General features: G+C 66.7%; 27 protein-coding genes. 21 read left to right on the plus strand and 6 right to left on the minus strand.

Annotated features, from left to right (window positions below; translation table 11 throughout):
- Positions 1–80: 80 nt before the first annotated feature.
- From AC3A5T_RS08665 to AC3A5T_RS08690, 6 genes are all read left to right on the plus strand, one after another.
- Positions 81–359, plus strand: a complete 279-nt coding sequence (locus tag AC3A5T_RS08665; RefSeq protein WP_487628524.1) for a restriction endonuclease — start codon at positions 81–83, stop codon at positions 357–359.
- Positions 360–364: 5 nt separating this feature from the next.
- Positions 365–1,993, plus strand: a complete 1,629-nt coding sequence (locus AC3A5T_RS08670; protein WP_487628215.1) for a hypothetical protein — start codon at positions 365–367, stop codon at positions 1,991–1,993.
- A 90-nt stretch (positions 1,994–2,083) separates the two neighbouring features.
- A complete protein-coding gene (locus AC3A5T_RS08675) occupies positions 2,084–2,980 on the plus strand; it encodes a restriction endonuclease (RefSeq protein ID WP_487628216.1) in 897 nt (298 codons plus the stop codon).
- Positions 2,981–3,040: 60 nt separating this feature from the next.
- On the plus strand, positions 3,041–3,367 hold the full coding sequence (locus tag AC3A5T_RS08680; RefSeq protein WP_487628217.1) for a hypothetical protein: 327 nt from the start codon (positions 3,041–3,043) through the stop codon (positions 3,365–3,367).
- Positions 3,364–4,167 (plus strand): hypothetical protein, encoded by an 804-nt coding sequence (locus tag AC3A5T_RS08685; protein WP_487628218.1) that lies wholly within the window; start codon positions 3,364–3,366, stop codon positions 4,165–4,167. The genes AC3A5T_RS08680 and AC3A5T_RS08685 overlap by 4 nt, the downstream gene beginning before the upstream one ends.
- 233 nt (positions 4,168–4,400) lie before the next feature.
- On the plus strand, positions 4,401–4,934 hold the full coding sequence (locus tag AC3A5T_RS08690) for a hypothetical protein (RefSeq protein ID WP_487628219.1): 534 nt from the start codon (positions 4,401–4,403) through the stop codon (positions 4,932–4,934).
- 18 nt (positions 4,935–4,952) lie between these two features.
- Here AC3A5T_RS08690 and AC3A5T_RS08695 read toward each other — a convergent pair whose 3' ends face one another.
- Positions 4,953–5,195 (minus strand): hypothetical protein, encoded by a 243-nt coding sequence (locus AC3A5T_RS08695; RefSeq protein ID WP_487628220.1) that lies wholly within the window; start codon positions 5,193–5,195, stop codon positions 4,953–4,955.
- Between the two features lie 397 nt (positions 5,196–5,592).
- Between AC3A5T_RS08695 and AC3A5T_RS08700 the strand changes: the two genes are divergently transcribed.
- The 5 genes from AC3A5T_RS08700 (at position 5,593) to AC3A5T_RS08720 (ending at position 10,040) form a co-directional block, all read left to right on the plus strand.
- Positions 5,593–5,862 carry a hemolysin XhlA family protein gene (locus AC3A5T_RS08700; protein ID WP_232135700.1) on the plus strand — a complete coding sequence of 90 codons (270 nt, stop codon included), beginning with the start codon at positions 5,593–5,595 and terminating at the stop codon, positions 5,860–5,862.
- A gap of 100 nt (positions 5,863–5,962) precedes the next feature.
- A complete protein-coding gene (locus AC3A5T_RS08705; RefSeq protein WP_487628221.1) occupies positions 5,963–6,643 on the plus strand; it encodes a hypothetical protein in 681 nt (226 codons plus the stop codon).
- Between the two features lie 200 nt (positions 6,644–6,843).
- Positions 6,844–7,215, plus strand: a complete 372-nt coding sequence (locus tag AC3A5T_RS08710; protein ID WP_487628222.1) for a YajD family HNH nuclease — start codon at positions 6,844–6,846, stop codon at positions 7,213–7,215.
- A gap of 138 nt (positions 7,216–7,353) precedes the next feature.
- Positions 7,354–8,985 carry a diguanylate cyclase domain-containing protein gene (locus AC3A5T_RS08715; RefSeq protein ID WP_487628223.1) on the plus strand — a complete coding sequence of 544 codons (1,632 nt, stop codon included), beginning with the start codon at positions 7,354–7,356 and terminating at the stop codon, positions 8,983–8,985.
- A gap of 41 nt (positions 8,986–9,026) precedes the next feature.
- Positions 9,027–10,040, plus strand: coding sequence for an alpha/beta hydrolase (locus AC3A5T_RS08720; RefSeq protein WP_487628224.1), 1,014 nt, complete (start codon positions 9,027–9,029; stop codon positions 10,038–10,040).
- Between the two features lie 73 nt (positions 10,041–10,113).
- On the opposite strand, the gene AC3A5T_RS08725 is transcribed toward AC3A5T_RS08720, so the two are convergent.
- Complete coding sequence (locus AC3A5T_RS08725) at positions 10,114–10,677, minus strand: FMN-dependent NADH-azoreductase (protein WP_487628225.1); 564 nt, start codon at positions 10,675–10,677, stop codon at positions 10,114–10,116.
- A 90-nt stretch (positions 10,678–10,767) separates the two neighbouring features.
- Here AC3A5T_RS08725 and AC3A5T_RS08730 point away from each other — a divergent pair, with 90 nt between their 5' ends.
- The 5 genes from AC3A5T_RS08730 (at position 10,768) to AC3A5T_RS08750 (ending at position 15,497) form a co-directional block, all read left to right on the plus strand.
- Positions 10,768–11,160: a winged helix-turn-helix transcriptional regulator gene (locus tag AC3A5T_RS08730; RefSeq protein WP_487628226.1), complete on the plus strand. Its 393-nt coding sequence runs from the start codon at positions 10,768–10,770 to the stop codon at positions 11,158–11,160.
- Positions 11,161–11,465: 305 nt separating this feature from the next.
- Entirely contained in the window at positions 11,466–11,831 is a 366-nt protein-coding gene (locus AC3A5T_RS08735; protein ID WP_487628227.1) for a FecR family protein, read from the plus strand.
- A gap of 2 nt (positions 11,832–11,833) precedes the next feature.
- Positions 11,834–12,445 (plus strand): OmpA family protein, encoded by a 612-nt coding sequence (locus AC3A5T_RS08740; RefSeq protein ID WP_487628228.1) that lies wholly within the window; start codon positions 11,834–11,836, stop codon positions 12,443–12,445.
- A 43-nt stretch (positions 12,446–12,488) separates the two neighbouring features.
- On the plus strand, positions 12,489–14,597 hold the full coding sequence (locus AC3A5T_RS08745; RefSeq protein ID WP_487628229.1) for a CHASE2 domain-containing protein: 2,109 nt from the start codon (positions 12,489–12,491) through the stop codon (positions 14,595–14,597).
- Between the two features lie 24 nt (positions 14,598–14,621).
- The gene (locus AC3A5T_RS08750) at positions 14,622–15,497 is read left to right on the plus strand and encodes a class I SAM-dependent methyltransferase (RefSeq protein ID WP_487628230.1); all 876 of its coding nucleotides are present in this window, start codon (positions 14,622–14,624) and stop codon (positions 15,495–15,497) included.
- Between the two features lie 39 nt (positions 15,498–15,536).
- On the opposite strand, the gene AC3A5T_RS08755 is transcribed toward AC3A5T_RS08750, so the two are convergent.
- The 3 genes from AC3A5T_RS08755 to AC3A5T_RS08765 form a co-directional block, all read right to left on the minus strand.
- A complete protein-coding gene (locus AC3A5T_RS08755; RefSeq protein WP_487628231.1) occupies positions 15,537–15,977 on the minus strand; it encodes an FKBP-type peptidyl-prolyl cis-trans isomerase in 441 nt (146 codons plus the stop codon).
- Between the two features lie 98 nt (positions 15,978–16,075).
- Positions 16,076–16,924: an ion transporter gene (locus tag AC3A5T_RS08760; protein WP_487628232.1), complete on the minus strand. Its 849-nt coding sequence runs from the start codon at positions 16,922–16,924 to the stop codon at positions 16,076–16,078.
- Between the two features lie 139 nt (positions 16,925–17,063).
- On the minus strand, positions 17,064–18,389 hold the full coding sequence (locus AC3A5T_RS08765) for a hypothetical protein (protein ID WP_487628233.1): 1,326 nt from the start codon (positions 18,387–18,389) through the stop codon (positions 17,064–17,066).
- A gap of 311 nt (positions 18,390–18,700) precedes the next feature.
- Between AC3A5T_RS08765 and AC3A5T_RS08770 the strand changes: the two genes are divergently transcribed.
- The 4 genes from AC3A5T_RS08770 (at position 18,701) to AC3A5T_RS08785 (ending at position 24,255) form a co-directional block, all read left to right on the plus strand.
- Positions 18,701–21,034: a S9 family peptidase gene (locus tag AC3A5T_RS08770; protein ID WP_487628234.1), complete on the plus strand. Its 2,334-nt coding sequence runs from the start codon at positions 18,701–18,703 to the stop codon at positions 21,032–21,034.
- Positions 21,035–21,153: 119 nt separating this feature from the next.
- Positions 21,154–22,263: a DUF4474 domain-containing protein gene (locus AC3A5T_RS08775; RefSeq protein ID WP_487628235.1), complete on the plus strand. Its 1,110-nt coding sequence runs from the start codon at positions 21,154–21,156 to the stop codon at positions 22,261–22,263.
- Between the two features lie 340 nt (positions 22,264–22,603).
- Positions 22,604–23,521: an ATP-binding cassette domain-containing protein gene (locus tag AC3A5T_RS08780; protein ID WP_487628236.1), complete on the plus strand. Its 918-nt coding sequence runs from the start codon at positions 22,604–22,606 to the stop codon at positions 23,519–23,521.
- Positions 23,518–24,255 carry an ABC transporter permease gene (locus AC3A5T_RS08785; RefSeq protein ID WP_487628237.1) on the plus strand — a complete coding sequence of 246 codons (738 nt, stop codon included), beginning with the start codon at positions 23,518–23,520 and terminating at the stop codon, positions 24,253–24,255. The genes AC3A5T_RS08780 and AC3A5T_RS08785 overlap by 4 nt, the downstream gene beginning before the upstream one ends.
- A gap of 45 nt (positions 24,256–24,300) precedes the next feature.
- Here the strand turns inward: AC3A5T_RS08785 and AC3A5T_RS08790 are convergent, their stop codons facing one another.
- Entirely contained in the window at positions 24,301–24,732 is a 432-nt protein-coding gene (locus AC3A5T_RS08790) for a VOC family protein (protein ID WP_487628238.1), read from the minus strand.
- A 197-nt stretch (positions 24,733–24,929) separates the two neighbouring features.
- On the opposite strand from AC3A5T_RS08790, the gene AC3A5T_RS08795 reads away from it, so the two are divergent.
- Complete coding sequence (locus tag AC3A5T_RS08795; RefSeq protein WP_487628239.1) at positions 24,930–25,748, plus strand: DUF5694 domain-containing protein; 819 nt, start codon at positions 24,930–24,932, stop codon at positions 25,746–25,748.
- Positions 25,749–25,830: the final 82 nt, after the last annotated feature.

Genomic DNA, 25,830 nt, shown 5'->3' on the forward strand with positions numbered 1-25,830 from the left:
GCGATAGGGATTGAAGCGGGTGGCGCATCGTCGAGACGATGCGCTAACAGGGGTGCGGTGGTACCGGCTGGAGCGATCTGATCGCCGCGTATTGCCGGGAAGCGGGCTATCAGGTCGAGCACGTGGGAACCGGCGCATCGGCTGGTCGGTTCGATGGCGGCGTCGATCTGAAGCTGCAGCGCGACGGGCGGGTCGTTCTGGTACAGGTGAAGCACTGGAACGCCTACAAGGTGCCGCACAACGAGGTGCATCAGCTGACCGGGCTACAGGGAAAGCGCGTCACGAGCGTGGATGTGTCGCCCGCTGATGGACGCCCGCTCAAGAGGCGGGTTTCAAGGAATTCTCATCAATGGAGTTGAAGCGCATGAATGAGCGGCTCGCTTTCACTTGCAGTCCATCCGGATCCCGATCCGGCTTTGCACGCATCGCACAGATTGCATTGGCCAGCGTTGTGCTCATGGTCGGTACGTTTGGACCTGCATCCGCCGGTCCGCAGGCGCTGCCTGCGATTCCCGAAACGCCGCGCGATGCGCAGTTCGTCGGTGTGCCCGGGGCATGGCGCGACTACCTGATTGGCGTGCGCGCGGCCCGGCAGATCGAGGCGCCGTTGGCACGGTGCCTGGCATGGCCCGATCTGCCAGACAATCAATGGCCTGAAGGTCACGCGGCGGCGCACTGCCGGTATCACTTTTCCGACGGACCGTCGCCCACGCAGGCAGCCGCGCTGCTCGAGGCGGGTGACGTGCAGACGCTCGAACGCCTGATGGCTGAGATGGCGGCCGGGCACGGTCAGCGCGAAGACGCGGAGCGCGTGCATACCTTCTTCCACGATCTGGCGGACATGCCCGCCGCGGCGCGCGATCGGCTGACGTCTCGCTGGGTGGACGCCGCGCCGCGGAGCGCATACGCGGCCATGGCGCGTGGGCGTCACTTTGCGAAACAGGGATGGGAGGCGCGCGGCACTGCATTGGCGCCCCAGACGAGCGAGGCGCAGTTCGCCGGCATGCGGGCCGGTTTCATCGAGGCGATCCCGTTCTACCGTCGAGCCGTTGAGCTCGATCCTGATCTGACGCACGCGTACATCGGCATGATGGAGATTGCGAAAGCCGTGTCGGATGCGGAGCTCGAAGCCTGGGCCTTCGCGCGCGCGCAGCTCGCGGGCCCGGCATGCGCAGAAGTCGCGGTTTCACGAATGGGAGCGCTGCAGCCTCGATGGGGTGGTTCGCTGCAGGAGATGGAGCGTTACGCGGAGATGTTGTCACCGCGGGCCACAGCATTTCCGCTACTGGCCAATTCGCTGGTCGAGCCTTACAACGAGCTGACGCTCAGGGAAATCGCCGCCAATCGATACACACAGCAGGCGGCGGATATCGCCGATGTGGCAACGCGGATGGCATCCAACGAGGACGCACTCGCGCGTGCAGCGCAGTTGAGCATGCATCGATCCGACGGGTCGCCGGTCGATGACGTGAAGGGACTTGCGTTGTTGCTGCAACGTGAGCGGTTTGAACACTTGACGCCCTGGCAGGCGCGTGAAGTGGCAAGCAGGCTGCTGCGCGTGGAGCCGGAATGGACGTACGCAACGATCACCGATGCCGTCGCACGCGATCCCGAGAGCGCGTATGGCCACTATCTGTTGGGCGCCGCCAGTTACAACGTGGGCAGGTTCGAGCAGGCGGATCGGCATTATCAGCTCGCCCGCCTCGACGTACGCCAGGAGCAGACCGTGCTCCGCGAACTCGTAACGATGTGGATGTTCGACGCCGGCTTGCCGGCCGACGCGGCAATGGCCAAGGCAGGGCCGTACCTCGACACGTTGCTGGCGAAGTTTCCCCGCGACGGTCGTGCGCACCTGTGGGAGTGGTCACGGCGCGAGTATTTCGGCGAACCGCCTCCGCGACAGTGGTTTCTGGATTTCCTTGCGGTGGCCGATCCGAAGGATCCCGTCCAGGTGCAGGCGATTGAGACCATCAAGCGGAAACTCGCCGAGTAAGGCCGATCTCCGCATGAGGCATCGAACAGGGCAGCTGCACGCACCTAAAAGACGCCGCGCAAACGACGACCAGTCAGGCAGGGAGACGGCATGCGACAGGGATTGAAGCGGGTAGCGCATCGCCGTGACGATGCGCTGACAGGGGTGCGGTGGGACCGGCTGGAGCATTTGCTCGCCGCGTATTACCGGGATGCGGGCTATCAGGTCGAGCACGTGGGAACCGGCGCATCGGCTGGTCGGTTCGATGGCGGCATCGATCTGAAGCTGCAACGCGAAGGTCGGGTCGTGCTCGTGCAGGTCAAGCACTGGAACGCCTACAAGGTGCCGCACAACGAGGTGCATCAGCTGATCGGGCTGATGGTCAACGCGCGCGCCGATGCCGCGATCCTCGTGACCAGCGGTGAGTTCACCAAGGCCGCTATTGAGGCGGCGACCCGCAACGGGCTGGTGCAGCTGATCGACGGCGACGAACTCCGCGCCATGCTGGGGCCATTGCCGGAAGCGCCGCCCGCAACACGCACCGCCGACAGTCTGGCCGCGCAGGTCGGAGAACATCTGCTGCACGCTGCAATGGATCGCGCCTTGCCGGCTGGTCGCAAGGCGGCAACGTCCTGGGCCAAAGCCACCGCCGCGACGCTGGCGCTGAAGGGCTTTGCCCTGGTCGTGATGTTGCTGGTCGCCTACCAGGTCATCCAAGCGCTCAGTCGGAATCTCGACCAAAGCCTGCAGGCCGTCGGCCGACCTGCGACGGCGGCCATCCAGCGTCCCGTACCTGCGCCGCAGTTCGTGCCGTCGCGCTCGGCCGTCGCGTCTACGCCTGCAGTCGCGAGCTTCTGCATCGATCATGATCCGCGCACTGGTGCCAGCGTCGACCGCTGCGCCGAACACGCCGCACGCCCGAAACCGAGCCTTGCAGAAGTGCGCGAGTCGCAGCGCAAGGCAGATGCCGCGATGGAGGTGCTGCGCGCTTCGACACCCGAAATGTGAGAACGGACTCCGCGCCTCCGGTTCACCGGGCGCATCACAGCACTTCACCCAGGAAACGCAATGAACGCACATGCAGAGCAGGGTCACATCGCAGCATCCTCGGCCACGGAGGGCCGTGGCGCCATCGGCAAGTTCTTCGACACGTTGGTTGGCACGATTTTCATCGTGCTGCTAGCCGCTGGCTTGATTGCGCTGACCTCAACGTGGCAATCGAGCGATCTTCTGTTTGAGGGCGCGGATCGCGTGCTGGTTACCCGGACCAGCTGGTGGGGGTTGCAGCGCGAGGTGACGGTTCTCGAGGCGTCCCAGATCGACGGCTGGACCATCCTCAAAGAGAACGGCGATCGGGTTCCGATGCGCAGCCAGTCCATGAGGCTCCCCAGATGATGGGATTGTCCCGCGTTGATCAGTCCGCTGCGCTCGCTTGCCGGCACGTGCGCACGGCGATTCTGGTCGGGGCACTGCTGGTGTGCTGGCCCGCGCTTGCCCGCGACGATTCGAAGATCAGCGATGCGGACGCCAACGCATCGGCTGAAGCGTCAGGCCGGACGATCTACACGCATTACCGCGCGATCGAAGCGGTGCGCGCGGCGATGGATGCCGACCAGACCATGCGCGAGGACGATCGCGTGGCAGGTGAGATCACCCTGGGCTACGGGGGGCAGATCCACGTCACCGTGCTGGATGACGCATCCGCTGCGCTCTATCGGGCAGCGGTCTCGACCGACGGCGTACTCGCGGCGCCAATCGAGGCACTGCCGGCTCCGGCCGGGCTGTCCTCGAATGAGCGGGCTGCCGCGCAGGCCCGCACGACGGCATTGGCATTCGATTCGCCGCGATGCGGGGAGGCTTACGACACGGTGGTGCTGCCGTCGAGCGTGGAGGCGCAGTGGGTGGCCTTCTTGATTCCGCGACCTTCGCAAGGCGTGGTGCGGCTGGGCGGCTCGACCCGTGTGGAAACGGAAGGCGATGTGGCGACGGCGTGGCGCCCCTACACGCGGAGCTGCATTGATCTCAATCCGGCACCCAACGCGGTCGCCATGATCGTCACGCATCTGCTCGACCCGACTCCGACCGAGATCCACGTGTTCTGGAGTCTCTGGAAGGGGAAGCCGTTCTACGTCACCACTGTAAAGAACGGCCTCTGGAAAGTTGAAGACGGCCGTATCACCGCCGTCGAAGACTGATCGGCTTTGTTTTGCGGCCGAATCGATTTGACTCACCCATGCCGTATCCAGCAACGGGGTCAAGTTCACTCATCTAGGATGACGCCGCGCGAGCGGCGACGTAGGCCGGTCAGGGGACGACATGCGGCCGGCAATATAGGGGGCAAGTCCACTTATAAGTAGTGAGCCACTAGCTTGAATCACGTGACCTAAATGCTTTGCTCAACCGGGCCAAACTAGAACTGAGCCAGCACATGCCTAAGTTCAAAGCCTTTGCGCATCGAAAGTTGGATGTCATGGAGATCGCGCTCTACCTCTACCTCGCGGCCGCTATCGCGATGCCCGTATTGGGCATCGACCTGACCGGTCTTGTGCACGAAGCACTGCTCCCGGATCAAGCGAGGTTCCAAGCTCTTTGGTCGCGAAATCGTGCCCTCGACTACATGCCAAGCTTGTTCTTTGGGATGTTTTTTCTGTATGTGCCGGTGCTGCTTGCAAATCTTGCATGGTTTCGAAGGCGCTTGACCTGGACCGCTCCCAGCACGGTGCCAATGGAGTATTGGCGGCTGTCGTTGGCGTGTTTGGTTTTGGGCGCAGGCGCGCCGGTGATGCTGTTTCTGGCGCTTGGCGTCGGTTCGGCAACCAGTTTAAGAACGGCCGCGTTTCTTGAGTTCGCATCGCGTAGTGATCTAACTGTGGCAGCAATTTTCTTTCTGACTTTCTGGATATCGGCGCTGCTTCTTCCCGGGGCCTATTTCTTTCTCAGATTGGCTCGGTATTACCGATGACAGCGGGCAAGAACGAGGTCAGGTTTCTTTATCCGTCTCGGTTGGTCGAGGAGCAGGTCGGACGCCTGCGAAGCGCTTCGTCTTGACTTCGACCATGGTGCGGAAGTCGTCGCGGCCCCAAGCGCGCTGTTGCTGCAGGTAGTCGCGGATCGCGGTGAGGTCCTCTCCGGTCACAACTTCATCGAGCATGTCCTGCCAGCGTCGTACGCGAACGAGCGGATCGGAATCGAATGCCAGCCATGCCGGGTGGGGCGTCAGCATCGAACCGTTGCGTGGGCCCAGTGGGCAGCGCAACTGGACCAGCGCCAGGCGGCCGCATCGTCGGTGATTCGGGCGCGTACCGGATTGAGTTCGATGTAGCGCTGGCAGGTCAGCACGCAGCGCGCCGCCCCGGGTGCGGCGCGTGCATCGGTGAAATCCGCAGAGGGCTGGCCGGTCGAACGATCGGAGAGTCGCGGAAGTGACCCTGACCCCGCCTAGCTTCCTGTCCGAAGCACACAACACAACACGTTATTTCCAGCATCTAGGGCACGCCCTAGGTCAGTCATCAGGCAAATTTCACATCTCGTCCACGTACTCCAATTTCGCCTGAAGACGCGCGGAATCTGCGGCAAAAACGCCGCTATATTCCGGACTCCCCCGAAGCAGGAGAACTGAAATGTCGCTCATCCAACAGCATAAGAAGACGGCACAAATGGTCGGCGTGGCACTGGTCGCGGCCGTGGGGCTTGGTGGCTGTGCCACGTACAAGGACGACTTCGCACGCATCGATACGCGCCTCGATACCCTCGACTCGCGGGTGCAGGGTGCGGCCCAGAGCGCGGAATCCGCCAACCAGTCGGCAACGCAGGCCAATCAGCGTCTGGATACGATGGAACGTCGCGTCCAGCAGCTGGAAACAGCGCCGCGTCGCACGCCGCGCGGTTGATCTGATCGGACCGGGACCCGTTGGCCTGCCGGCTACGGGTCCCGGTGTGTCACCCGTCTTTTCGAGGAGTTGTCCCATCGCCACGTCCACACAACCTGCGATGCGGGTCTTCCACGCAGCGCTGTTGCTCGCGTTGTCATCCGCCAGCGTCGGCGTGGCCATGGCCGAGGACGCCGTGGCGCCACAGGCCGCCTCGGCCAACCAGCTTCCGCCCGGCCAGGCGGTCTCCGACACGGTGATCGAGCTTGCGGGCTGGGTCATCGCCGCCAATGACAACCACGGCTATCCGTTCATGGTGATGGACAAGGCCGCAGCGCAGGTGCTGGTGTTCGGCGGCGACGGCAAGCTGCAGGGCGCAGCGCCCGGGCTGTTCGGTTCGGCGGTTGGCGATCATGCGGCGCCCGGCATTGCCGGTCTTGCGCTGCGCGAAATTCCGGGGCGGGATCGCACCACGCCGGCCGGTCGTTTCTTGGGTGGCTATGGTCCGTCGATTGACGCCGGGCGCGTGCTCTGGGTGGACTACGATTCGGCGGTCTCGCTGCACCCCACCGCGAGTGGCACCCCGGCCGAACGACGCGGGGAACGCCTCGCATCGCCGACGCCGGACGACAACCGCGTCACCCACGGTTGCATCAACGTCGACACCGGCTTCTACGAGCTGGTTGTCCAGCCGACATTCGAGAAGGGCGGCGTGTTCTACATCCTGCCGGACAAGGATTCGCTGGCGGAGACCTTCCCGGATTTTGCGCAGAGTCGCGAGGCGGGGAAGGGCGGCGACTGATTCGGACAGCTGTGCGTGGTGTTTGGCGCAATTTAAGAACGATCGCGATCGACTTGGCGTAAAGCACCACGCGGATTGGGGCCGCAGGTCTCCGAAACGATCGAGCGCAATTCGCAGGGCATGTGTGAGAACGCGCTGCGTCGGAACGCAGTTCCGCAGAACGCGTGAACCTGGCGCCGTTGCGGCGCTAGACTCCGCGCATGCCTAGTCCCGACCCGTCCAAGCTCGATCGCATCGTCGCGGAGGCCCGCCGCAGTGCCGAGCAGCGCAACGCCGGCTATCGCGAGCGGGCGCTGAAGATGTACCCGTGGATCTGCGGCCGCTGCGCGCGCGAGTTCACGCGCGTCAATCTGCGTGAGCTGACGGTGCATCACCGCAACCACAACCACGACGACAATGCGGCCGATGGCAGCAACTGGGAGTTGCTTTGCGTGTACTGCCACGACAACGAGCATTCCCGTCAGCTCGACCACACCGGCGTGAGCGCACGGAACGCGGAGGATGCGCCCGCCGCGGCGACGTCGAACCCGTTCGCGGATCTGAAGGCGCGGCTCGAGAAAACGCGCACCTGAGTACATCGCGCTCGCCGCGCGGGAAAGCGACTGCTGCGAAATCCCGGATCAGCCGGGTTGAGTGGATCCCAGGCGTCGCGGTTCCCGGGTGCGCGTCGCTGGACCGGGCGTGCGTCCTTCGGTGACCATAGCGCGCCCATGCCTGCCGATCCCACGCCGTCCGCGCACCTGCTGCGCCTGTTGCCCGACGCGGTCGTGCAGACGGATGCGCGCTGGACGGTCACCTATCTCAATCCCGCCTGGCAGACGCTGACGGGCCACGCGGTTGCCGATGCGCTGGGCAGCTCCCTGCTGGATTTCGTGCACCCCGACGACGACCCGACGCTGCGTTCCGGCATGCCGGTGTTCCGGCTGCGGCTCGCGGACGGGACGTATCGATGGATGCGGCTGCAGTTGCAGCCCGAGACCGATGCGGCGGATCGGGTGATCAGTCGTCAGGGCGTGCTGCTGGAAGTGGCCGATGTCACCGAGCAGGTGCTGGTGGAAGTGCGCCAGCGCTTCCTGCGCTTGCTGGAGACCATCGACGGCGTGGTCTGGGAAGCCGAACGCGGTGTGGGCAACACGTTTTTGAGTCCGCAGGTCGAACGCTTGTTCGGCTTCACGGTGGAGCAGTGGCGCGCCGACCCGGGCTTCTGGCGCTCGCGCGTGCATCCCGACGATCTGCAGGCGGCACTGGCGATCGACAACGCCGCCTACGACGCGACGCACAGCTACGCGTACGAGATGAGTTACCGCCTGATCACGCGCTCGGGCGAGGTCGTCTGGGTGCGCGACCTGTGCCGGACGGTGGTGGAGGCGGGGCGCCCGAACCGCATGATCGGCCTGATGATCGACGTGACCCGGCAGAAGCAGGCCGAGCTCGAACTGCTGCGCTCCGACGAGCGCTACGCGCTGGCGACGCGCGGGTCCAACGACGGCATCTGGGACTGGGATCTGCGCACGGATGTGCTGCACGTGTCCGGACGCTTCAACGGCATCCTCGGGCTGGACGCGACCGGACCCGTCCACGCGGACGGCTGGCACTTCCTGCAGTCGCGCATCGATCCCGACGATCGCGCACGCGTGGAGTCGGCCTACCGCCGGCATCTGGCCGGAGACAGTCCGAACTTTTCCGTGGACTTCCGCGCCTGGCACGGCTCGGGGCGTCTGGTGTGGGTGAACTGGCGCGGCGTGGCCCGTTTCGAGGACGGTGTCGCGGTGCGCATGGCGGGCTCGTTGAGCGATCTGGCCGAACGCGGCAGTTCCTACGACGCGCTGACCAATCTGCCGGGGCGGCCGCTGTTCCGCGATCGTCTCGATCACGCGATCGCGCTGCACCGCGAAGGGCTCGCGGCGGGCGAGGGTGCAGCGGCGCAGAGCCACACCACGATGTTCGCGGTGCTGATGCTCGATCTCGACGGGTTCAAGGCGGTCAACGACACCCACGGCCACCACGTCGGCGACCAGTTGCTGCAGCAGGTGGCGCGACGGCTGGAAAGTTGCGTGCGCGCGGTCGATCTTGTCGCGCGCATGAGCGGTGACGAGTTCATCGTACTGCTGGAGTCCGTCGATTCCGCCGGCGCAGCCGAACGCGCGCGGCAGATTGCGACGGCGCTCGCGTTGCCCTACACGATCGGCGCGACCGCCGTGCACAGCAGCGCCAGCATCGGACTGGTGAGCAGCCATCCCCAGTTGGCGACCAGCGACGACTATCTGCGCGCGGCAGATGCCGCCATGTACGAGGCCAAGAGCAGTGCCTTGGGGATCAGTGTGTTCGAGGCGGGGCAGTAACGGTGCCGGGGTCGCTTGCAAGGTTGCGAAAGGAGGGTGCAATGAAACGTGCAATCCGGATTCTGCTCGGGTTCGGCGGGGCGATGCTCGCCAGCGTGCTGCCGGTTTATGGCACAGCGCAGGTAGTACCGGGTGCGCCTTCAACTGAAGTGCCGGCGCCCAACGGCACGCAGGCGGCCGCGCCATCGATGGCGTACTGGCGGGAGGTGCCGCTGTGGCCGGACGATTCGCCGGTGCTGCAGGCGGGGATCGCAGCGCTGGCGCACGAGTCGTGGGCGCTCACCCATCCCAGCATGCTCGTCTACCGGCAGGCGGCGCGTGTACCGGGTGCCGCCGTGCTCGTGTTTCCGGGCGGTGGTTACAAGGCGCTGGGCATCGGCCCGAACAGCAGCTTGGGGCTGTACGGATCGGATGTCTGCAAGTGGCTGATCGATGCCGGCATCACCTGCGTGCTCGTGAAGTACCGCGTGCCCAACACGGGTTGCAACTGGAACCCGGTGACGAAGCGGCACGAGTCGCCGGCCATTCCGATGGCGCTGCAGGATGCGCAGCGGGCGATGTCGCTGGTCCGCCATCACGCGGCCGAGTGGGGCGTCGATCCGGACCGTATCGGCGTGATGGGTTTCTCCGCCGGCGGCAATCTTGCCGTGCTGTCGAGCACGGCGTTCGCATCCCGCACGTATGCACCGGCCGACGCCGCGGACGCGGTCAGCCTGCGGCCCGACTTCGCGATTCCGGTCTACGCCGGACACATGACGATGGAACACAAGAATCTGCGGCCCAAGGATTCGCCCGCGGCGCGAGCACTCAATACCGACATCGTGGTGTCCGCAGCCGTGCCGCCGACGTTGCTCATCCACGCGAAGGACGATGCCGTCGACCCGGTCGCGTATTCGGAGGTCTACGACCAGGCGTTGCGCGAGGCCGGTGGGAACGTGACGCTCATCCGCTACGAAACCGGCGGTCACGCGTTCGGCGTGCGCCGGAACGGCACGGACAGCGACCGGTGGACGCAGGATGCGATGCGCTGGCTGGATGACATCGGCATGCGGTAAGCGGTGAGTACGCTGGTGCGATGCGTTCGTCACCGCGCCAGCTTCGATGCGCGTCCCACTGGCGCGTCCTGCTTCAAGCCGCCAATGCGTCGATCGACGACCGGGCATCTGCCATCGCCGCGTCTTTCGCATCCGGCCCCAGCAGCAGGCCTTCGGCGATGACGAACTCGGGCGAGATGCCGATGAAGCCGAAGATCGTCCGCAGCCAGTTCTCGGTGTGTTCCTGCCCGGCGGCAGGCGCGTCTCCGGCGTAGCGGTTGCCGCGCGCGATCGCGACGATGACGCGCGTGTCGCCCGCCAGCCCCACCGCGCCAGTCTCGCCGTAGCGGAACGTGCGGCCCGCGACCAGGATGCGATCGATCCAGGCCTTGAGCTGGCTGGGCACCGCGAAGTTGTACATCGGCGCACCGATCACGACGATGTCGGCGGCCAGGAACTGTGCCAGCGCGGAATCCGGCGCATCGGCCTCGGGGGCGGCGGCCAGGGTGAAGTGGTCGAGCGGGTCGGTGGCCAGGTCGCGGTAGGTGATGGCGAGCGTGGGATCAGCGGCCTTGAGCCTTGAGACGATGTCGGCGGTGAGTCGGCGGCTGACGGAAGCGTCGCCGGTAATGGCGCTGTCGAGATGCAGTAGTTTCATTGTGTGCCTCGGTTACGATTTGTGCCCGGGGCGACGATGCGCTACAAGATGAGCCTCCACAAGACGGCACACGCCGGTAACCGGAGGCACATGGGTGTGACCGACCCGCCCGCACACACCGTCGAAAGCTGCATGCACGTCAGCGACGTGCTGGCGCGTGTGGGCAGCAAGTGGAGCATCCTCGTCATCGCGAAGCTCGGGCAGGGGCCGCAGCGCTTCAACGCACTCAAGCGCGAGATCACCGGCATCTCGCAACGCATGTTGACGCTGACGGTGCGTGGCCTGGAACGCGACGGGCTGATCCTGCGCACCGTGACCCCAAGCATTCCGCCGCGGGTGGATTACGCGCTCACCGATCTGGGCCGCTCGCTGCTGGCGCCGGTGCAGGCGCTCGGGGAGTGGGCGATTGCCAATCGCGCGGTGGTCGAAGCGGCGCGGCACACGTTCGATGCGCAGCATCCGGACGCCGGCAGCCACGACTGAGCGGTCGGCGCGCGCCGACGATGCGTGCGGGCAGAATCCGACGCCCGGTCAAGTCGTTCGCGATTGCGCACGCCGGTGAAATCGTCATCACAAACGGCCTCTGTAGCATCCTGCTCCGCAGCCGTTAACGATTTCAAGACGGTGCTGCATGGCTTGGGGAACGGGCCACGCGGCACCGCCCGGCGCGCTGCCGCCGACCGGGCGTACACACAATCAGGGGAACACCGATGTCGAAGGTATTGGCTTTGCTGGCTGCCGCATGGCTGGCGTGCAGCGCTTTGCCCGTCTCCGCGACGGATCAGCACGTGGGACTGGTGAAAGGCGTCTCCGGCAGCGTCAGCATCGTGCAAGCCAGCGCCACGCGCGCCGCGGAAGCGGGCACCCAACTGCAGGTGGCCGATCGCATCGTCACGGCGCCGGGTGCGACGGCATCGATCGTGTTCCGCGACGGGACGATGCTCACGCTCGGCGGCGGCGCGGATGTCCACGTGCGCGACTACGTGTTCGAGCCGAAGGCCAACCGCTACGCGTTCTCGGTCTACATGGGGCAGGGTTCGGCGATCTACGAGTCCGGCAAGATCGGCCGCCTGGCGCCGGAGTCGGTGAAGGTGGAGACGCCGCAGGCCACGGTGGGCGTGCGCGGCACGCGGTTTCTGATCGAGGCGAACTGAGCATGGCGAACGTCTGCCGCGGCCAATGGCACGTCTTCGTGCTGCTCGTGATGGCCGCATGCCTGTCCGCCTGTTCCGCTGCGCCCACGCGCGTGACCCTGCTGCCCGACCAGGACGGCAAGGTCGGCGCGGTAGTGGTGCACAACGCGCATGGACAGCAGCGGCTCGACCAGGCCTACGGCCGCGTCGACGCCGGCACGTCGGCTGCGCCCGCGCAGGCGAAGGCCGACTCGCGCGAGGCCTTCGAGACGAAACACCGCGCGCTCCTCGATGCGCAGCCCACGCCGCCGCTGAGCTTCGTGCTGAATTTCCTGTTCGACAGCATGGAGCTCACGCCCGAGTCCCGGCGGAAGCTGCCCGAGGTGCTGGAAGCGGTGCGCAACCGCCTGCCGACCGAAGTCACGGTGTTCGGCTATGCCGATTCCGCCGGCGCACCCGCCTACAACCTGCAGCTGTCGGCCGAACGCGCACGCGCGGTGGCCGCGTTGCTGCGGAAGATCGATCCGGAGCTGCCGATGCAGCTGGACTGGTTCGGCGACAAGTCGCCGCTGGTGCCCACGCCGCCCGGCAAGCCCGAGCCACGCAACCGTCGCGCGGAGATCCTGATCCTGTGAGGCAAGCGGCCATCCGGCCCGAGGCACGACCGGAGCGCATGCGATGCGCCGTGTAGACGCGCGCGCCCAGCCGCCGGGCATCGCGGCCGGACAGAGTCGGCGGCAGGACCTGCTGTTGCTGGTGCTCGGCGTGTTGATCGCCGTGGCGATCGGCGTGGCGGGGCTGCTGCGCGCCGCACCGGTCGAACGCCTCGACAACGCCGCGCTCGACACGTTGATGCGTGCGACCGCGACCGGCATGCCGGCACCGGACACGGTGGTCGTCGACATCGACGACGTCAGCCTGTCGGCGGTCGGCCAATGGCCGTGGCCGCGCTACCGCCTCGCGGCGCTGGTGGAGCGCATCGCCGCCGAGCGCCCGTCGGCGATCGCGCTGGATGTGCTGCTGCCCGAGGCGGACCGGGTGTCGCTGGCCGACATCCAGAAGACCTTCCAGCGCGATTTCGGCCTCGATGTCGCCATCACCGGCGTACCCGAAGGCCTGCTCGACAACGATGGCTACCTGGGCCAGGCGATGGCTGATGCCGGCGTGGTCGGCGCGCGCTATTTCTACTTCGATCACGGCACCGGCGAGACCACGCCCACGCGTCCCGGCGTGGGGTTCGAGGGGGCGCTGGATACGCTGGCGCTCGACAGCGCACATGGCGTGCTGGACAACGTCGACGCGATCGGCGCGCAGACCCGCGTCAGCGGCTTCGTCAACATGCAGGTCGACGGCGATGGGGTACTGCGGCGCCTGCCGCTGCTGATCGAGTATCGCGGCGTACTGCATCCGAGCCTGGCGCTGGCCACCACGATGCAGGCGTTGGGCGTGTCGTCCGGCGAAGTGGTGACCGGTCGCGATGGCCCCTCGCTCGTGCTTGGATCGCACGTGGTGCCGATCGATCGCAGCGGCGATGCGCTGCTGCGCTTCGATGGCCCGCCGTCGGACTACGCCAGCGTCTCGGCCGTGGACGTGCTGGCGGGACGACTTGCACCGGAATATCTGCGCGGCAAGGTGGTCGTCATCGGGTCGTCGGCCGTGGGCCTGGGCGATCGCCACGTCACCGCCTTGAGTCGCGCGTTCTCGGGTTCGAAAGTGCAGTCGGCGCTGATGCAGAACATGTTCGAAGGGCGCGTGTTGCGATCGCCGGAGTGGGGCGCCGGCGCGGCGCTCGCGCTTGGACTGGTGATCGCGTTGCTGCAGGGCGGTCTGCTCGTCGCGGGGCGCAGCCTGTTGACGGTGGCGATCGTGACGCTGGGCATGATGCTCGCGCTCGGCGCACTGGCGGTCGCCGGTTTCAAATCCTTCGGCCTCGTGCTGCCCGTTGCCGCGCCTGCGCTGGTCGGGTCGACCGTGCTGATCGCGGCCTCCGTGATCCGGTTCTGGGCGCAGCAGCGCCATGCGCGGCGTTGGCGGCGGCAGCTCGAGAACGCGCGGCAGGTCACGATCGAATCGATGTCGGCGGTCGCCGAAACGCGCGACCCCGAGACCGGTGCGCACATCAAGCGCACCCAGCACTACGTGCGCGCCATCGCGCAGCGCCTGCGCGACACTGGCCGCTACGCCGACGTGCTGACCGACGCCTACATCGACCTGCTGTTCCTGTCGGCGCCGCTGCACGACATCGGCAAGGTCGGCGTGCCCGACCACATCCTGCTCAAGCCGGGTCCGCTGACCGAAGCGGAATGGGTGTTGATGCGCCGGCATGCCGAGTTCGGTCGCACCATCATCCTCAGCACGTCGCGCCATATCGAAGGCGACAACTTCCTGTCGGTGGCGGCGGAGATCGCGGCCACGCATCACGAGAAGTGGGACGGCTCCGGCTACCCGGCCGGCCTGAAAGGCCCGGCGATTCCGCTGTCGGGCCGCATCATGGCGGTGGCCGACGTCTACGACGCCCTCGTCAATCGACGCTGCTACAAGCCACCGTTCCCGCACGCGCAGGCGATGGCGATGATGGGCGAACTGCGCGGCGCGACCTTCGACCCGGCCGTGCTCGATGCCTTCTTCGAGATCGAAGACGAGATCACCCGCATCGCCGGCGAGTTCCGCGACGAGGCCGCAGCGGCGGCGGCCGGTGGCGGCGCGCATGTCGGCAGCGATGCGTTCTACGACGGCTCGGACGCCGGCCTCGGCTTTGCGACGCCGGCGTTGGCGGTACAGGACTGACGGTCCGGCCGGTGCCGCGCCGGCGTGGATCCGCGCGGCGAGCGGCATGTGCGCGACGCAAACGGCATCACCGCGCAATGGCGGCCTCGGGTGCAGGCTCGAATCCTCGGCATCACCGCAGCTGACCGGAACCCTGCCATGCGCCAGATCACGACATTCGCGCTACTCACGCTGATGGTGTGCACGGGGCCGGCGTGCTCTGCGCCGCCGCCTGCGCAATCGACCGCAACACCGACCGCCGCAGCCGTTGCCGAGAACGCGCCGACGTACGGTTCCGTGCGACGCAGCGCGGACGGCATCGGCAAGACCTATCAGGGGCGCGAAATTTCGGCCGTCATGGGCTGGCAGGGCGCCGCGTGGCTGGAGCGCGAGGAACGCGAGCGCGAGGAGCGCGGCAGCCTGCTGTTGCAGGAACTGGCGCTGGAGCCGGGCATAGCGATCGCGGATGTCGGCGCGGGCACCGGCTACTACGCGCGTCGCATGGCGCCGTTGGTGGCGCCCGGCGGCACGATCTACGCGGTGGACGTGCAGCCGCAGATGGTGGCGATGCTCACACAGCTGGCCGCACAGCCGGGACTCGACAATCTCGTGCCGGTGCAGGCCAGCGCCACCGATCCCGGACTAGCGCCGGAGTCGATCGATCTTGCGCTGATGGTCGACGTCTATCACGAGCTGGAATACCCGCACGAGGTGCTCCAGTCGCTGGTGCACGCATTGCGGCCCGGCGGGCGAGTGGTGTTCGTCGAGTACCGCGCCGAAGACGACGACGTGCCGATCAAGCCGCTGCACAAGATGAGCGAAGCGCAGATCCGCAAGGAAGCGGCACTGCATCCGCTGGTCTGGGAGCGCACCGCCGACATATTGCCGTGGCAGCACGTGGTGGTGTTCCGCAAGCGCTGAAAACCGCGCGGTCCCAGCGCGTGCGGATGCGCACGTCGCTTACTTGCGCACGTCCAGCAATTCCACCTCGAACACCAGCGACGCGCCCGGCGGAATCACGCCGCCTGCGCCGCTGTCGCCGTAGCCGAGCCAGGCCGGAATGTGCAGCTCGCGCGTACCGCCCGGCCGCATGCCGGCGACGCCTTCGTCCCAGCCGCGAATGACGCGACCGGCGCCGAGTTCGAACACGAAGGGCTGGCCGCGATCGTGCGAACTGTCGAACTGCGCGCCCCGCTTGTCAGTGGCGTTCTGGTCGTAGAGCCAGCCGGTGTAGTGCACGGTGACCGTATCGCCGGTTGCCGCAGGCGCGCCGTCGCCCGCCGTCACGTCGATGCGCTGCAGTTCGGGCACGTCGCCACCGGTGTAGGGCGGCGGGCTGCCGCAAGCGGCGAGCAGCAGGACGGACAGGCAGACGATGTGGCGGAGCGATCGGCGGGTCATGGGATTCGGCGTTGCGGACAAGCCTGGCAGGGTAGCCCAAGGCGACGAACACGATGCGGTCCCGTCCACGCACGTGCCATCAACATTCCCTCGACGCATTAGTGCGATCCGCGCGTTTCCAGCAGCGCACGCAGCTCGCGGATTTCGCCACGCAGTGCGCGCACTTCCGTCTGCAGTTCGGCTTCGATGTGATCCTGGGTGCGGTCGATCGCATCCAGCGTGTCGTCGTGCTCCGCCTTCGATACGGTCTGCATCGCATCGACGATGACGCCGATGAAGAGGTTGAGCATGGTGAAGCTGGCGACGAGGATGAAGGGAATGAAGAACGCCCAGGCGTAGGGGAACTCGGCCATCATCGGACGCGTCGTGCCGGTGGACCAGCTGTCGAGCGTCATGATCTCGAACAGCGAATACAGCGAGCGGCCGATATTGCCGAAACGATCCGGATACGCGCCACCGAACAGGTTGGTCGCGATCACCGCGCACACGTAATAGATGATCAGCAACACCGCGCCGATCGACAGCAGCCCTGGCACGGCGCCGAGCAGGGCGCCGACCACGCGGCGCATTGACGGCACGATGGTCAGCACGCGCAACACGCGCAGCACACGCAATGCACGCAGCACCGAGAACGGGCCGGTGGCCGGTACGAGCGCGATCGCGACGACGGCGAAGTCGAACAGGCTCCACGGATCGCGGAAGAACTGCGCGCGGTGCACATACAGGCGGATCGCGATCTCGATGACGAAGACCGTCAAGATCGCGCTGTCGACGGCGCGGATCACATCGCCGGCCGCGGCCATGATCCCCGGCGAGGTTTCCAGGCCCAGCAGCACGGCGTTGACGATGATCAGCGCCAGAATGCCCGTCTGCACGCGCGGGTGGACGATGCAGGCGTGCAGTCGGCCACGCAGGCCGGAATGCGGAAATGGTCGGGTCTCGCGCATGGCGTCTCCAGAAGGCGCGGTGCGAAAACCGGCGGGTCGGAACGGACAACAGAGCGGACCCATTGGAATGTCGCATCGGCGATGCGTCAAGTTCGCGGGGGCACCTGCAACGTCCTTTCGCGCCTGTATCTGCACCCGGTCAGCGTGGCGATGCAGACGCCTCGCGCACAAGCGTCATGTCGCCTGCGCGCGGTCCGGGCGCCACGTTCCAGCGCGGCGCCAGGGTCAGCGTCCAGCCTTCGCCGCGTCTGCCATCCCCGTCGCGCGGCAGCGCCACGGTCGCACGCGTGTAATCGGCGTGGATCAGCGCCGCACCGCCCTCGACGACGTCGAGCGCGCCCCAGGTGTCGGTCAGCCGCAGAGTCGGGTAGACGGTGCCGATGTCGTCGAGCGCGGCAAGCGTCTGCGGATTGAACTGGACATTCATGTGCTGCAGCGGCAACACGAGCACCGGGCCGTCCACGATCGTCGCGCGCCAGTGCGACACCCGGGCCAGACGCTCCCGGTCACGCGCGTCCTCAGCGCTGCGCAGGCTGCCATCGGCGTCGTAACGGCGCTGGCGGGCATCGAGATCGGCGAGCGCCGCGACGTCGATGCGGAGCGCCTGCGCGAGCAGGATGCCGAGGTCGGCATCCGCGCCGAGTCGGCTGCGCCACACGGGATCGGCGTCGTCGAGCAGCAGTCCGTAGGCCGGACCGCTGGCATACGCGAACGAACGCACGAAGCTGGGTGCGCCGATGAACCGGGCGAGGTCGAAAACGGCGAACGCGCGGCGCTCCTCGTCGCGCGCCAGGCCCAGGCGCACACCGGTGTACTCGGCGATGCCTTCGTTGATTTCTAGCGCCGCTTCTTCAACGGCCGCATCGGCGAACAGACGACGGCGTTCGGCGCGGAACGCGAGCGCATCGCCGACGTGCGCACGGCGGACATCGGCGTCGACCGCCAGCGCCGCACGGGCGAGCGCGCGCCATTCGAGTTGCAGCAGATAGCGGCCGTCCCGCGTGTCGAGATGGCGGTTGCCGGCTTCTTTGCGCGTGAGGCCGAGCGTCGGCTGGATGCGGTGGAACATCTCGTGCATCAGCAGCACGCGCAGCAGGCTCGATTCCAGCGGCACTGGCCACAGCAGTTGCGTCCAGTCCGAGCCCGACCACTCCACGCGCGTATTCGCGAGAATCGCCGTCTCCGGCAACGTGCCGACGAAGACGCCCTCCTGCTCGACGAGCACACCGCCGGGATCCTGACGGTTCGCGATGACCGCACGATCCGCGGGATCGACGACGAGGATCGGGCCGCACAGCGATTCGCCCCACAGCGTGCCGCCGTCGCGCTCGCACAGCGTGTCCGCCGTCTCGAAGACGCGAACCGCGCCGTCGCGATCGGGCGCGGCCTGCACGGGCGGCGCGACGGCGCACGCCAGCAGGCACGTCAGGGCGGCAAGGGGATGCAGCGGATGCGGACGGGACATGGCGTTATCGTGCGGCGTGGTCGTGCGGAGCATAGCCAAGCCGAGCATCCTGATAGAAGTGCGCGCGGGTAGAGGGATCACACCGCACGTCGTCGCGGCGTGCCCTGCTGCTGCAAGGCATGCAGACACCACGCATGTCGTACGTTCGGCACATCGCAGCATGCCCGCTTTCGGTTACGGTGCCGGACACCCTTGATTACCGGGAATTCCGCGCAATGGCGTCAGCAATGTTCCGTTCGATGGTGTCCTGTATCGCGCTCGTTCTGCTGCCCGTGGTGGGCGCAGCGGCGTCATCGCACTCGCAAGCAGAGATGTCGGACGCCTATGCCCGAGCTGCGCGTGTGCTCGACGGCAACCTCGCCGGCGAGATGCGCAATGCGCGCGTAGTGCCGCACTGGATCGAGGGTGGCGACCGCTTCTGGTACCGGCGCGACGGCGCTGATGGTGTGGAATGGGTGATCGTCACCGCATCGACCGGCGAACGCGTGCCCGCCTTCGATGCAGGACGCCTGCGGGAGGCGGTCGTGCGCGCGGTGAATGGCACCGCGCTGCCCGATGACCTGCCGGTGACCGGCATCACTGCGACGGATGTCACGCTCACGCTCGCGGGTCGCAGCGTGCGTTGCATGCTGGCGGATTACGTCTGCACCGGTACTGCAGTGCCTGCGACGCCTGGTGTCCTGTGGTCGCCGGATGGCGAGCACGGCGTAGTCGTGCGCGAGCACAATTTGTGGCTGCAGTCGCGCGACGCCGCCAAGCCGGTGCAACTGACCCACGATGGCGTCGAACATTTTGCGTACGGCACGCCGCCGGGCACGTCGCTGTTCGCGATTCCACGCATGCGTGCGCGCCAGCCGCTGCCGCCGTCCGGGCTGAATTGGTCGCCAGACGGCAAGCGCCTGATCAGCCTGCGCGTCGACGAGCGCAATGTGCGGCCGTATCCCTTCGTCGAATCCGTGCCGCAGGACGGCAGCCACGGTCCGAAGCTCTGGTTACCGCGGATTCCATTGCTCGGTGATGCCGAACGCGGCATGCCCGAGGTCGTGGTACTGGACGTCGCGACCCGGGCTGCAACAGCCGTGCGGCTGCCGGATGGCTGGCAATTCGCGCAGACCGTTTTCCACTGGTCCCAAGACGGTCGACGCGCCTGGGGCCTCGCCGCGACGCGCGCGCAAAGTGAGATCGCACTGGCGGAAATCGATCTGATCAACGGTGCAGTGCGCCTGGTCGTGCGTGAGCAGACGCAGGGGATCGGTCGCTTCAATGCTTTCGTCTACAGCCCGCCGAACGTGCGGATTCTCGAAGACAGCAACGAAGCGGTGTGGTTCTCCGAACGCGACGGATGGGGGCAGCTCTATCTGTACGACCTCGCGACCGGCGCGCTGACGCGCCAGCTGACCAGTGGCCAGCGCACGGTCCGTGACCTCATCGACGTCGACGTGGCGCAGCGACACCTGTTCTTCACTGCAGGCGGCACCGACGCGGATCCAGATCCGTACCAGGTGCATCTGCACGCGGTATCGCTCGATGGCGGCGCGGCGCGACTGCTCACGCCGGAAGCGGGCGTGCACGCCGTCGGGCGTACGCCGATCGGCAATGGCGTTCCCGGCTCCGGTTCGACTGCGGGCCTGTCGCCCGATGGCAAATGGCTGGTCGACACCTGGTCGAGCTTCGAGCAGCCACCGGTGACGGTGCTGCGTTCGGCGGTGGATGGCCAGGTGGTGCGCACGCTGGAAACCGCTGACGTGTCGGCGCTGATCGACGCCGGCTGGCGCGCGCCGACGCGGGTCAAGCTGCTGTCCGCCGATGGCCGTACGCCGATCTGGGGCTCGGTCTACTTCCCGCGCGACATGCAGACGGGGCTCAAGTACCCGGTGATCGATGCGATCTATGCCGGGCCCCAGGTGATCAACGCTGCGCCGGCCTACGAGGAAGCCGTCGCCGCGTTGAATCCGCGTGCGCGGGCCAGCCTGGCGGAACTCGGCTTCATCGTGGTCACCATCGATGCACGCGGCACGCCCGGCCGCTCCAAGGCCTTCAACAATTTCAGCTACGAGGCATTCGCGGAACCGGCGCTTGCAGACCACGTCGCCGGCATTCGCCAGCTGGCCGCGCGCTACGGCACCTTCGATCTCGACCGGGTCGGCATCTACGGCCATTCGTTCGGCGGCTACACGTCCGCGCGCGGCATCCTGAGCTATCCGGATTTCTTCAAGGTCGCGGTCTCCTCTGCCGGCCCGCACAATTTCCAGGGGTTCTACTCGGTCGAAGGCCTGTTCCCGGCACCTGATTACGGCAATGGGCGCGTAGCCGCGCCCGATCCGCAGGCGATCCCGCTGAACTACGCGCCGCTCGATTCGTTGCCGCTGGCGTCGCAGCTCAAAGGCAAACTGCTGCTGGTCTACGGTGAGCTCGATGAGAACGCGCCACCGACCACCACCCTGCAGCTGATCGACGCGTTGACCAGGGCCAACAAGCCGTACGACCTGCTGTATCTGCCCAACCGCGACCACGGCTTTTTCCGGACCGACGCGTACTACACGCAACGGATGTGGGATTACTTCGTCGAGCATCTGCTGGGCGAGACGCCACCGACCGACTTCACGCTGGAACTGAAAGCGCCGGTGTCGACCAGCGGTTTCTGACTGGTCGGACGCGACGGGGCAGAAGATGCATCCACTCGGGCGGTCTAGGGTCCGCCCGAGTGATGCACCGTCGCGCGCAACGCTACGCTCGACGTGTCGCCGCCTGTTGGACCGTCCCCATGAATGCGATCGTTGATGCCGTCCGTGATTTCGTCCAGACGACTGCCCAGACCTACCAGAGCGCTGTCCAGCCCAGGATCGATGCGCTGGGCGAGGCTTTCGGACAGATGGTGGAGGACGCGGTGGTCAGTGGCGTGCAGTCGCTGGCGTCGGATCCTCTGGGTTACGCCGTTGACGCCTACCTGCTTCCGCCCACAGTCGCCGCGACAGTGTTGGCGCCCGCGTTCGAAGTCGGCGCCGCCGTCCACCAGGCCGGCGGTCCCGGCGCGGTGGCTTTGAATCTGGCACTCCACGGGCGCAATGAGGCCGTGCGCATCCAGCATGAGCTGCAGCAGAATCCGGCCGGCTTCGTCGACTGGCTGCTGGGTCCCGAGGGGCCGAAGGTCTCCGACGTCACGGCGCAGGTGCCGGGTCTTCAGAGCGCGATCGGCAATGCGATGGACATCGCCATGGGCAACCGCTGGATCGCGGGGCCGGTGGGACAGGCGTTCGGCTTCGAATACGACGCGCGCAACGACATCTACACGACCAACGAAACGTCGATCCAGAGCTACGGCGGTTTCCACGACATCTACGACCAGGCCGGCAAGGGACTCGGCATGGATCTCGACGAGAGCGTCATGATTTTCACCGTCGGCGATGTCGAATACCGGCTGGAGCTGTGGAAGGGGGATTACGGCGCAGGCGGGGCATTCGGTGGCGAGATCGCGCTGTACACCAACGGTGCCGGCGATCGTGGCGCGCTGGGCGATCAGCTCGAAAAGATCGACGGGTACTACTCGGCCGCGAATGGCGACAACCAGATCGGCATGTCGCAGACGATCTACAACACCGAGACCGGCGAGGTGTATTTCACCAGCACCGGCGATGAAACGCAGTTCTGGAATCTCGCGATCCGCACCGATCCCGCTGTGAACCACGAGAACCTCGGCCAGCGTGGCGAGCTGACCCTGCCTGCGGACATGTCCCCGGGCGAGCAGTCCGCACTGGCGGATGCGATCGTCGAACAGCTGGAAAGCAAGGACGGCATCGAGGACGTGCAGGTCCAACAGAATGCGGACGGCTCGACCTCGATCTCCTACGACTGGAGCGGCGAAGGCGATCGCTGAGTGGAACCCGGCGCGCTGGCGCCAGTTGCGAACGCGTTGAGTCAGCAATGACTCGGCCGGATTGACGCGCCGGATGTCGACTCGGCATCCATCAGACCACCTGCGGCTCCTGTATCGATCGAACCCCGGCGCTTGGCGCAGGTGGGTTCTGCAACTGTGCACTCGCCCATCGATCTGCGGATTGCACGCCTCCAGCGAATGCGTCATCGACGTGTGTCCAGACGGACCTGCAGACGGGGATGCCGCACGCGATGAACCAAATCCCGCACGCGCGGTCTGATCTGGTGCCTCGCATGCGTGAGGCCTCTGATCTGTCGTGTCCACGGAAGGATGTGCCTCCATGTCGCTTGCGATCGAACTGCGTGCCGTCGACAAGTCCTTCGGGCACCACCCTGTGCTGCGGCAACTCGATCTGCAGGTGCCCGAACGCAGTGTGTTCGCGTTTCTCGGCAACAACGGGCATGGCAAGTCGACGACGATCCGCCTGATCGCCGGTCTCGCGCATGCCGATGCCGGCAGCGTGCAGGTGCTGGGCCGCGACATCCGGCGCGAACGGGTACAGGTGCTCGCCGACATGGGCTGCCTGATCGGAGCCCCCAGCGCGTACCCCAATCTCACCGCCCACGAATTCCTGTCGATCGCGACGCGCCTCAAGCGTCTGCCCGCCACCGAGATCGGCCGCGTGCTGGACGTCGTCGGGTTGCAAGTCGACCGGCGTCAGCGCATCGCGCATTTCTCGCTCGGCATGAAGCGGCGGCTCGCGCTCGCGTTCGCGCTGGTCGGCAAGCCGCGCCTGCTGGTACTCGACGAGCCGAACAACGGCCTCGATCCGGACGGCATGCAGGACATGCGCCGTCTGCTGTCGACACTGCCCGAGCGCGCCGGCTGCACGATCTTCTTCTCCAGCCATCTGCTGGACGAGGTGGAGAAGACCGCGACCCACATGGCGGTGCTGCGATCCGGCTCGGTGCGGCTGCAGGCGTCGATCCGCGATCTGACCCGTGCATTGCCCAGTGTGCTGTCGCTGGATGTCGATGCGCCGGCGCGCGCAGCCGCCGTGCTGCAGGCCGGTGGTCACGCGGCCGTGGTGGACGGGGCAGGGCGCGTCGCGATTGCGGAGGTGACGCGCGAGGCTGCCGGGCAGGTGCATCGCATGCTGGTGGACGCGGGCCTCACGTTGTTCGAGTCGGTACACCGCAAACCGAGCCTGGAGCAATGGTTCCTGGACACCGCGGGCGCCGAGGGCGACGCGCCATGATCGGTCAGCTGTTTCTGGTCGAGCTGCTGAAGATCCGGCGCTCGCTCGTGCTCGTGATGACCCTGGTCTGTCCGCTGGCGATCGTGGGTTTCATGTTCCTGATGACGCTGCGGGCGTGGGACCCGCCGGAGATGACCGGCGCGGACATGGCGCGGTTCTGGTCGGATGTCGTGTCGACCTGGGCCTACTTCATGCTGCCGCTGTTCGTCGCGCTCGTCACGAGCCTCATCCACGGCCACGAGCATCGCAACCAGACATGGCGGCTGATGCTCAGCCTGCCGATCGGTGTGGACACGCTCTACATCGCCAAGGCGTTGCTGGCGATCGCACTGACGCTGTGCGCCCACGTCATCCTGCTGGTGTCGATCGTGCTCGCGCTCTGGGCGTTCGGCCGGGCCGGCTACGACCTGACCGGCGCGTTCGACCTGCGCTCGTGGCGCGTGCTGTGGGCCCCGGCCGTGGCCGCGTTGCCGATGCTGGCGATCCAGCACGGTCTGGCCTGGCACTTCCGCAGCCTCGTACCGCCGTTGTCGATCGCGGTGGTCGCCACGTTCGTCGGCATGGAGCTCGCCGCGACCAGGCTCTGGGTCTGGGTGCCCTGGAGTTACCCGACGGTGTCGATCACCGCGCAGACCGTCGAGGCGCAGCGGCTGGCGGTGCTGTTGTCGCCGGTGATCGGCGCGGTGGCGTTCCAGCTGGGTCTTCGCCAGCTGCGACGGCAGGAGATCGTCTGACGGGCGTTCCGGACCGTGGCCGCGCGCGGCAATCCGCGCTGTCGATCAGGCCGGTGTCGACGGATTGGTATTCACCATCCACGGCACGCCGAACCGGTCCACCAGCGCGCCGTATCCGGGCGACCAGAATGTCGCCGCGAAGGGCATGACGGCACGGCCACCTTGGCAGAGCTGTTCGAACCAGCGCCTGGCCTCTGCGATGTCGTCGGTGTGCAGGCTGACGTCGAAGCCGTTCTTGGGCTTGGCGATGTTTGATGCCCAGGCCACATCCATGTCGGCGCCCATCAATGCCTGATCGCCGATTTCCAGCCAGCAGTGCATCAGCCAGTCCTTGTATTTCGCGTCGGTGATCGGCATGCCGGGCGGCGCGTCGCCGTAGGGATACGCGGCCGTGATCCTGCCGCCGAGCACCTGGGCGTAGAACTCGAATGCTTCGCGGCATTGCCCCTGGAAGCTCAGGCTGGTGACGAGTTTCATGTCCGCGTCCTCGAGTGTCGATGGTGTCGGAATCGCCCGTGTACGCCCGGCAGCGTGAGCGATGCGCGAACGCTGCCCCATGCCCTTGGATCCCGCGACTTCCGGCATGTGCGCAGTCCGGGTGCGCATCGTAGGTTGGTCCCTGCCGGACCCGTTGCACGGTGCAGACGGGCCTTTGCCGCCGACGGAGCTGCCCGATGTCATTTCGATTGCCCTGCGCCGCACTCCTGATCGCCACCGCCGCAGTTTGCGCGGACGCCCACGCGACGCCGCCGTCGCCCGAACCGGCCAAGGTGATGATGCTGGGCGTGTTCCACTTCGAGAATCCCGGCCTGGACGTGGTCAAGTCGGAGGTCGTCGACGTCACGACTGACGACAACCAGGCGTATCTGATGGGCCTGGCGACGCGCATCGCGGCGTTCCATCCCACCGATGTGCTGGTGGAGTGCGAACCGTCCGCGCAACCGGAACAGGACGCCGCCTACGCCGCGTGGCGCGACGGGACGGCAGCGCTGACCGTCGACGAGACGCAGCAGATCGGGTTCCGTGTGGCGAAGGCGGCGGGCCTGCCGGGCGTGACCTGTTTCGACGAGGGCGACGTGCACTGGAATGGCGAACCGCTGTTCGCGTACGTCGATGCGCATGCGCCGGCGCAGAAGGTCGCCATGGATGCGGTGTTCGCAGCGCTGTCGGCGCGCACGACCCGCGAGCAGACCACGCTACCCTTGCACGAGCTGCTGCGTCTGACCAACGATGCCGAACGCGATCGCGAGAACAAGGATCTCTACCTGTTCACCAACGCCGTCGACGCCGGCGGCAGCTTCGTCGGCGCCGATGCGGCGGCGAGCTGGTGGCATCGCAATTTCCGCATGTACGCCAACGTGCAGAAAGTCGCGGCGCCCGGTCATCGCGTACTGGTGATCGCCGGCGCCGGACACACCGCGATCCTCAAGGATCTGCTCGCGATCGACGGCGCGCGGCAGGCCGAGAATGTCACCGGCTATCTGATGCCCTGACCGCTCGCGCACCGTCTCCAGACCGCTTCGGGTGCCGCCGCGCGCCGCGGGCGTGTGCGTACCCGCATGCCGGGACTCGCGA

This window comes from Luteimonas sp. Soil_C_16 (assembly GCF_057657295.1).

Bases quoted from the DNA above. Each gene is read 5' to 3' on its own strand.
- AC3A5T_RS08670 (WP_487628215.1), top strand. From the start codon at position 365: ATGAATGAGCGGCTCGCTTTCACTTGCAGTCCATCCGGATCCCGATCC.
- AC3A5T_RS08675 (WP_487628216.1), top strand. From the start codon at position 2,084: ATGCGACAGGGATTGAAGCGGGTAGCGCATCGCCGTGACGATGCGCTG.
- AC3A5T_RS08680 (WP_487628217.1), top strand. From the start codon at position 3,041: ATGAACGCACATGCAGAGCAGGGTCACATCGCAGCATCCTCGGCCACG.
- AC3A5T_RS08685 (WP_487628218.1), top strand. From the start codon at position 3,364: ATGATGGGATTGTCCCGCGTTGATCAGTCCGCTGCGCTCGCTTGCCGG.
- AC3A5T_RS08690 (WP_487628219.1), top strand. From the start codon at position 4,401: ATGCCTAAGTTCAAAGCCTTTGCGCATCGAAAGTTGGATGTCATGGAG.
- AC3A5T_RS08695 (WP_487628220.1), bottom strand. From the start codon at position 5,195: ATGCTGACGCCCCACCCGGCATGGCTGGCATTCGATTCCGATCCGCTC.
- AC3A5T_RS08700 (WP_232135700.1), top strand. From the start codon at position 5,593: ATGTCGCTCATCCAACAGCATAAGAAGACGGCACAAATGGTCGGCGTG.
- AC3A5T_RS08705 (WP_487628221.1), top strand. From the start codon at position 5,963: ATGCGGGTCTTCCACGCAGCGCTGTTGCTCGCGTTGTCATCCGCCAGC.
- AC3A5T_RS08710 (WP_487628222.1), top strand. From the start codon at position 6,844: ATGCCTAGTCCCGACCCGTCCAAGCTCGATCGCATCGTCGCGGAGGCC.
- AC3A5T_RS08715 (WP_487628223.1), top strand. From the start codon at position 7,354: ATGCCTGCCGATCCCACGCCGTCCGCGCACCTGCTGCGCCTGTTGCCC.
- AC3A5T_RS08720 (WP_487628224.1), top strand. From the start codon at position 9,027: ATGAAACGTGCAATCCGGATTCTGCTCGGGTTCGGCGGGGCGATGCTC.
- AC3A5T_RS08725 (WP_487628225.1), bottom strand. From the start codon at position 10,677: ATGAAACTACTGCATCTCGACAGCGCCATTACCGGCGACGCTTCCGTC.
- AC3A5T_RS08730 (WP_487628226.1), top strand. From the start codon at position 10,768: ATGGGTGTGACCGACCCGCCCGCACACACCGTCGAAAGCTGCATGCAC.
- AC3A5T_RS08740 (WP_487628228.1), top strand. From the start codon at position 11,834: ATGGCGAACGTCTGCCGCGGCCAATGGCACGTCTTCGTGCTGCTCGTG.
- AC3A5T_RS08745 (WP_487628229.1), top strand. From the start codon at position 12,489: ATGCGCCGTGTAGACGCGCGCGCCCAGCCGCCGGGCATCGCGGCCGGA.
- AC3A5T_RS08755 (WP_487628231.1), bottom strand. From the start codon at position 15,977: ATGACCCGCCGATCGCTCCGCCACATCGTCTGCCTGTCCGTCCTGCTG.
- AC3A5T_RS08760 (WP_487628232.1), bottom strand. From the start codon at position 16,924: ATGCGCGAGACCCGACCATTTCCGCATTCCGGCCTGCGTGGCCGACTG.
- AC3A5T_RS08765 (WP_487628233.1), bottom strand. From the start codon at position 18,389: ATGTCCCGTCCGCATCCGCTGCATCCCCTTGCCGCCCTGACGTGCCTG.
- AC3A5T_RS08770 (WP_487628234.1), top strand. From the start codon at position 18,701: ATGTCGGACGCCTATGCCCGAGCTGCGCGTGTGCTCGACGGCAACCTC.
- AC3A5T_RS08775 (WP_487628235.1), top strand. From the start codon at position 21,154: ATGAATGCGATCGTTGATGCCGTCCGTGATTTCGTCCAGACGACTGCC.
- AC3A5T_RS08780 (WP_487628236.1), top strand. From the start codon at position 22,604: ATGTCGCTTGCGATCGAACTGCGTGCCGTCGACAAGTCCTTCGGGCAC.
- AC3A5T_RS08785 (WP_487628237.1), top strand. From the start codon at position 23,518: ATGATCGGTCAGCTGTTTCTGGTCGAGCTGCTGAAGATCCGGCGCTCG.
- AC3A5T_RS08790 (WP_487628238.1), bottom strand. From the start codon at position 24,732: ATGAAACTCGTCACCAGCCTGAGCTTCCAGGGGCAATGCCGCGAAGCA.
- AC3A5T_RS08795 (WP_487628239.1), top strand. From the start codon at position 24,930: ATGTCATTTCGATTGCCCTGCGCCGCACTCCTGATCGCCACCGCCGCA.